Below are 6,571 nucleotides of genomic sequence, written 5' to 3' on the forward strand. Positions count from 1 at the left end.
TCTACTTGGTTTATCAGGGCATTTTTTATAGAATTCGCCCGTAGGGTACAGAGGTTTGATCTTTCTAACCTTTGTTTGAACCCCAGCTTATTGCTGGGGTTTTTTTTACCCTAAAAAACACCTTATATTTCACTTTTCTTTTTAATCTCATATCCATACCACGAATCTAGTTTCTGTTGGAGTTTATCCAAACCAATCCCATTCGTAGACGAAAAAACTTCTACACTAACGTCACCACAAAATGCCATAGCAGCCTCTTTTGCCATCAATAATTGACTCTTACGTTTCCCAGACTTGAGCTTATCAGCTTTAGTTAAGAGAGCTAAAACAGGCAAGTCTGCAGCAACAGCCCAATATATTAGCTCTTGATCAAGATCTTTAAATGGATGACGGATATCCATTAAAACAACTAAACCTTTTATACTATTCCTTTTTTGAAGATACTCTCCTAAAGATTTTTGCCATTTTTTCTTAATTTCCAATGGAACTTGAGCATAGCCATAGCCAGGTAAATCTACCAATCTTCTGTCTTCATCCAGAGAAAACACATTAATTAGCTGTGTTCTGCCAGGTGTTTTACTTGTTCTAGCCAAGTTCTTTTGCCTAGTAAGTTTATTTAGCGCACTAGACTTGCCCGCATTGGAGCGTCCAGCAAACGCTATTTCAATTCCCTCATCTGGCCCCAAATGCGTAATGTCTGGGGCACTAATACTAAACCTTGCTTGATTATAATGACTCACTTTGACTCCAAATGTGGTTTGCTACCAGGTGTTTTTTGTATATTTCCACAATTATATCAGGGAAAAGGTGAATGAATTTATTTTACTAACGCTGTAAATGTGTAAAATACCCAGTTAAGGTTTAATAAGAACCCTCTAATCACATGTTTAAAGAGAAAATAATGAAAAATCTTGGTCTTCTAATAAGTTTATTCGTTGGTTTTAGTACCGGTGCTTTCGCACAGGGTGATGCTGAACAAGGTAAAAACAAGTCAGCTATTTGTGCTGCTTGTCATGGAATGGATGGTAATAGCGCCATAGCGATGAACCCTAAGTTAGCTGGCCAACATACTAAATATTTAGTTAAACAACTAAACGAATTTAAGCTTGCTGCAAAAAGCGGGGGGGCCGAAGGTCGCAATAACGCTGTGATGAATGGTATGGCAGTAGGCTTATCAGAACAGGATATTGAAGATATTTCCGCTTATTTTTCGAGTCAAGAAGCAAGCCCTGGTGAAGCAGCAGAAGATATTGTTGAAGCAGGAAGAAAGCTGTATGTGGGGGGTGATATAGAGCGCGGCGTTACTGCGTGTATAGCGTGCCATGGCCCTAGAGGTAACGGAACTAGTTTGTCTGGCTTCCCTGATATTAGTGGTCAACACGCAGAATATATTTCAACCCAACTCAAAGCATTCCGCTCTGGAGATCGTGCAAACTCTTTAAATGGCATGATGGGTGATATTGCCAAGAAAATGACAGATAAGGAAATAGAAATAATATCTAGTTATGTATCGGGTCTTCACTAGCCTATACATTTTATAGTAGAAATAAGTTAGCACATATTTCATACAGAAATGTAAATAAATTGTAAGTGCGACTCATTCGTGTATGCTTTAACGTTTAAAATATTACAAGGACGAAAAACAAAGCATCATGGAGATCAATGATTATCTTCGATAACAATTTTTATAAATGAAGATAACTAGGAGCAACTAAGTTTAGGAAGAACAGTACTGGGAGAAGTGTCTAGTGTGACACTCTTATATTAAAAAGCGATAGTGACCCTATCGCTTTTTTTCTATCTAAATATCACGCAAGCCACGCAGATTAACTAAAACTAAGGTAGAATCACGCCAATTATCATGAGTTACACGGGTGTGTTATGCCAAGGCAAAAGAAATCGCGAAAAGTTGGAAAAATAGGAACCACAAAAACCTCTTCAAATGTTCGTAAACCAACTGAAAAGCGCTTAAAAAAACATAAAGGAAAGCCAGCAGGAAGTAGAAACAGTGAGTCGATAACTGCTGTCGGCATTAGCTCATCTAATATGTCAAAAGATCCTAGGCATGGCAGCAAAAAGCCAATTGAATTAGTTGTGGTAAAAAGCAAAACAAAGGCTGCTACAAAAACCAAGATTAGGCACTTTTCACCGGCACAAGAACTCGCTGAATTAGAACAAGATATGACCCTTTCAATGTTACTAGAAAAAGAAGATGCAGGAGGCAAAATTACTAGAGAAGAACGACATTACATGGACACTAAATTAGCCAGACACAAAGAACTTTGTGAAATACTTGGGCTATCCGATGCACCTGAAGAATTGGATAATTCTACGAGTTCATCAAGCATGTATGACGGTCTTGATGCTTTAAATATTGATGACTTTAAAGATTAAACTATCACTAATTAACTTATGATCTATCTACTATTCATTATTGCTATTACTGTAATTGGCGCGCTAGCATTTTATGCTGGCTCACTTTTATTCAAGCTAAAAGTACAAAAACAGCGAAAAGAAAACACCGCAAAGTTACGAATCGAGAAAATAATCGACAGTATACAAACAATAGCTTTAGCTATAGAACAACAACAGTGCAATCTGTCAGAAGGGTGTATTAGATTAGTGCACTTACTAGAATGTTTACCCGTATTTAATAAACCTAAGTTGAACGAACAGTACCCTGCTGTCTATGAGCTCTTTAAAGCTGTCGAGCACCTACCCACCCATGAAACAAGAAAAGCCCAATCAAAGAAGGAAACTTTCAAACAAGATATGTTCAGGGAAGAACTAGAGGCAAAGTTAGCTTCTAAGATACTTAATGAAGTATCAACTCTTACTAAGTTTACCGTAATTAATTAACCGCTCAGACTCCTGCTCACTTAAATGATTAAGAAATTAAGAGAATACGCTAAGTGTAATAGCCTATAGCCGTTTAAATCACCTTTAGAGGTACATAGAATGCTCTACAAAAGGTATACTTACGGATGTTTTTTAAAATTTATTGATGGTGTGGCAGGGGAAAATGCAGAAGTTTGATTGTAAAACATTCCAAGGGCTAATTTTAGCGCTTCAAGATTACTGGGCCCGACAAGGTTGCGTGATAATTCAACCTCTAGATATGGAAGTTGGGGCTGGTACTTTCCATCCGATGACATTCTTGCGTTCTATTGGTCCAGAACCAATTAATAGTGCTTATGTACAACCGTGTCGTCGCCCAACAGATGGCCGATATGGAGAAAACCCCAACCGCCTACAACACTATTACCAATTTCAGGTAATGTTAAAGCCTTCCCCAGACAATTTTCAGGAGTTATATCTTGGGTCTCTTAAAGAACTTGGATTTGATCCTTTGGTTCATGATATTCGTTTTGTAGAAGATAATTGGGAATCACCCACGCTAGGGGCTTGGGGTCTTGGTTGGGAAATTTGGCTAAATGGAATGGAAGTTACTCAATTTACCTACTTTCAACAAGTTGGTGGGCTTGAATGTGCTCCAGTAACTGGCGAAATAACCTATGGATTAGAAAGGTTAGCTATGTACATTCAAGGTGTAGATAGTATCTACGATTTAGTTTGGACAGATGGCCCCATGGGTAAGGTCACTTATGGAGATGTATTTCATCAAAATGAAGTAGAACAATCTACCTATAACTTTGAATATGCAGATGTAGATTATTTGTTTGCAACATTCGACCAATGTGAACAAGACAGTCAAAAGTTAATTGAAGCAAACCTTCCATTACCAGCCTACGAGCAAGTTATGAAAGCCTCCCACGCATTCAATTTATTAGATGCAAGACATGCTATATCTGTAACTGAACGCCAACGTTATATTTTAAGAGTTCGATCACTATCAAAAGCTTGTGCCGAAGCTTATTACCAAGCTAGAGAGAACCTTGGCTTTCCACTATGTAAAAAGGAGAAGTAGCCATGCGCATAGACAATTTATTAGTAGAAATTGGGACTGAAGAGTTACCACCAAAATCTTTATCTAAGTTAGCTACGGCTTTTAAAGAAAATGTAGAGCTCTTACTTACAGAAAGTGACATTAGTTTTAAGCAAGTGATCTGGTTTGCTTCTCCAAGGCGGTTGGCAGTTAAAATAGTTGATGTATCAGAATATCAGGCAGATAAAACAGTAGAAAAGCGTGGCCCAGCGATAAGTTCAGCTTTTGACGCTGAAGGGACCCCTACAAAAGCAGCTCAGGGTTGGGCAAAATCGAACGGAATAGAAGTTAGCGATGCCCAAAGGTTAAAAACCGACAAAGGAGAATGGCTATTATTTAAAGCAGAGGTAAAAGGGCTACCTATTCAAAGAATTATTGCGGACATAGTAGATAAATCTTTAAAATCGTTACCAATCCCAAAAGCTATGCGCTGGGGCTCTAAAGACACGCAATTTATTCGTCCCATACACACTTTTACTATGATATATGGAAGTGACTTAGTTGAAGGCTCCGTATTAGGTATTAGGTCATCTAGAAATATCCAAGGGCATAGATTTCACTCTCAAGGTTATGTTGAGTTAGATACAGCGGATAATTATATAAGTCTATTAGAAAAGAATTATGTAATGGCTGATTACGTACAACGCAAGCAAAAAGTACTAAGTGCTGTTGAAGCCATAGCAAAACAAGAAAATGGCATAGCTGATATTAACGAAGATTTATTAGATGAAGTAACATCATTGGTAGAGTGGCCAGTTGCCCTTTCCGCTAATTTCGATAAATCTTTTTTAGAGGTACCTAAAGAAGCGCTAATTTATACTATGAAGGACGACCAAAAGTACTTTCCACTTATCGATTCTAATGGAAAATTAAAGTCTACTTTTGTTTTTGTGACTAATATTGAGAGCAAAGATCCTCAAGTTATAGTTAAAGGAAATGAAAAAGTAATCAGGCCAAGATTAGCAGATGCCGAGTTCTTTTTTAATACAGATAAAAAAGTAACGTTAGAATCAAGACTCGAAAGCCTAAAGACTATTCTTTTTCAGAAACAACTAGGAACAGTATACGAGAAGAGTGAAAGGATAGCTAAATTAGCAGAGATAATAGCTACGAATCTTGGACTCAGCGAGCCTAAACTAGCCTATCGAGCTGGCTTATTAAGTAAGACAGACCTCATGACTAATATGGTTATGGAATTTCCAGATGTCCAGGGTGTAATGGGTATGCACTATGCACGGCTCGATGGCGAACCAGAGGTTGTTGCACTTGCTCAAAATGAACAATATATGCCACGATTTGCTGGAGATTCTTTACCTTCTTCACAAATAAGTATGTGTGTAGCACTAGCGGACAAGATAGATAGCTTAGTTGGAATTTTTGGCATTGGACAAACACCTAAAGGTGACAAAGACCCATTTGCTTTACGTCGAGCATCAATAGGTGTTTTAAGGATCGTCGTTGAAAACTCCTTACCTTTAGACTTAGTAGATTTAGTTGAAGCTTCTATCATCACATTTGGAGATAAAATTGAGACTAATGGCTTATCTAATAATGTCGTAGATTTTGTTCTAACTCGATTTAAAGCATGGTACGCAGAACAAGGAGTGCCGTCAGAGGTAGTACAAGCAGTGGCCGTAAATCGCCCTACTCGTCCTGCCGACTTTGCTGCACGAGTTGAAGCTGTAAAGGCATTCAACACTCTAGAATCAGCAGAAGCACTAGCAGCGGCAAATAAACGTGTTGCTAATATTTTGGCTAAGAACCCGATAGATATTAGTAAGCCATTAAATAAATCTCTGTTAACAGAGGCTGCTGAGATATATTTAGTAGACAATTTAGAAGCCATAGAAAGCACCGTAGAGCCCCTATTAGCAATATCTAACTATAAGGATACTCTTACTCATCTAGCTGAACTTAGAGAGCCTATAGACTCATTTTTTGATAATGTTATGGTTATGGATAAAGATGAGTCTATCAAGCTAAATAGGCTTTCATTATTAGCTCGGCTTCGAGGCTTATTTTTAAGTTGTGCAGATATTTCTGTTTTAAATTAATATTTTTACATTAAGTTTTAGGTGATGGTAAATATGAACAATATACGCAGTTGTATATCTAGCGTATTACTCCTTTTAGTTTTCAGTGGCTGTGCGACAAATGTCATTGAAGAATTTGCTAAAGATGAAGGTTACGACAAACTCTATCTAAGAGGCGTTTTTTCTTGGTGGGAAGCTGACGAGCAATACAAACTAAAAGAAGTAGCAGATCAAATCTATGCTACGCGCATTGACTTAATTGCAGATGGACAACCCTATGACTTTAAATTTGCAGATGAAAATTGGACGCCTGGTTTAAATTGTGGATATGCAAGTGACTCTAATATTGTCGTTAAATTAGGTTCTCGTAACAAAGCTAATTGTGAGTCAATTGATAATAATTTCATTTTTACACCAACTGAAACTGGTACATTTGAGTTTTCAATTGATTTTGGAGGATTCGGGTCACCTAAAGTTAGTATCAAGCAAATTCAATAAGCTTTTGATTTAACTAAAAAAGCCGCATCAAAATGATGCGGCTTTTTTTGTATTGATGTCTCATCCTGAAATACGTTGACATAAAGAGGACTTC

The 6,571-nt window shown here is 37.6% G+C and carries 7 protein-coding genes; 6 read left to right on the forward strand and 1 reads right to left on the reverse strand.

Annotated features, from left to right (window positions below; genetic code table 11):
* Positions 1 to 122: 122 nt before the first annotated feature.
* A complete protein-coding gene (yihA, locus tag EOK74_RS20350) occupies positions 123 to 740 on the reverse strand; it encodes a ribosome biogenesis GTP-binding protein YihA/YsxC (protein WP_133471962.1) in 618 nt (205 codons plus the stop codon).
* Between the two features lie 161 nt (positions 741 to 901).
* On the opposite strand from yihA, the gene EOK74_RS20355 reads away from it, so the two are divergent.
* The 6 genes from EOK74_RS20355 to EOK74_RS20380 all read left to right on the forward strand — a co-directional run bounded on the left by EOK74_RS20355 (position 902) and on the right by EOK74_RS20380 (position 6,477).
* Entirely contained in the window at positions 902 to 1,525 is a 624-nt protein-coding gene (locus EOK74_RS20355; RefSeq protein WP_133471963.1) for a c-type cytochrome, read from the forward strand.
* A gap of 356 nt (positions 1,526 to 1,881) precedes the next feature.
* Positions 1,882 to 2,394, forward strand: coding sequence for a Der GTPase-activating protein YihI (gene yihI, locus EOK74_RS20360; protein ID WP_133471964.1), 513 nt, complete (start codon positions 1,882 to 1,884; stop codon positions 2,392 to 2,394).
* 18 nt (positions 2,395 to 2,412) lie between these two features.
* On the forward strand, positions 2,413 to 2,859 hold the full coding sequence (locus tag EOK74_RS20365; RefSeq protein ID WP_133471965.1) for a DUF2489 domain-containing protein: 447 nt from the start codon (positions 2,413 to 2,415) through the stop codon (positions 2,857 to 2,859).
* Between the two features lie 163 nt (positions 2,860 to 3,022).
* Complete coding sequence (gene glyQ, locus EOK74_RS20370) at positions 3,023 to 3,928, forward strand: glycine--tRNA ligase subunit alpha (protein ID WP_133471966.1); 906 nt, start codon at positions 3,023 to 3,025, stop codon at positions 3,926 to 3,928.
* A gap of 2 nt (positions 3,929 to 3,930) precedes the next feature.
* Positions 3,931 to 6,000, forward strand: a complete 2,070-nt coding sequence (gene glyS, locus EOK74_RS20375; RefSeq protein WP_133471967.1) for a glycine--tRNA ligase subunit beta — start codon at positions 3,931 to 3,933, stop codon at positions 5,998 to 6,000.
* A gap of 33 nt (positions 6,001 to 6,033) precedes the next feature.
* Positions 6,034 to 6,477, forward strand: a complete 444-nt coding sequence (locus EOK74_RS20380) for an early set domain-containing protein (RefSeq protein ID WP_133471968.1) — start codon at positions 6,034 to 6,036, stop codon at positions 6,475 to 6,477.
* Positions 6,478 to 6,571 lie beyond the last annotated feature (94 nt).

It is taken from the genome of Paraglaciecola marina (genome assembly GCF_004360155.1).
GTDB classification, from domain to species: domain Bacteria; phylum Pseudomonadota; class Gammaproteobacteria; order Enterobacterales; family Alteromonadaceae; genus Paraglaciecola; species Paraglaciecola marina.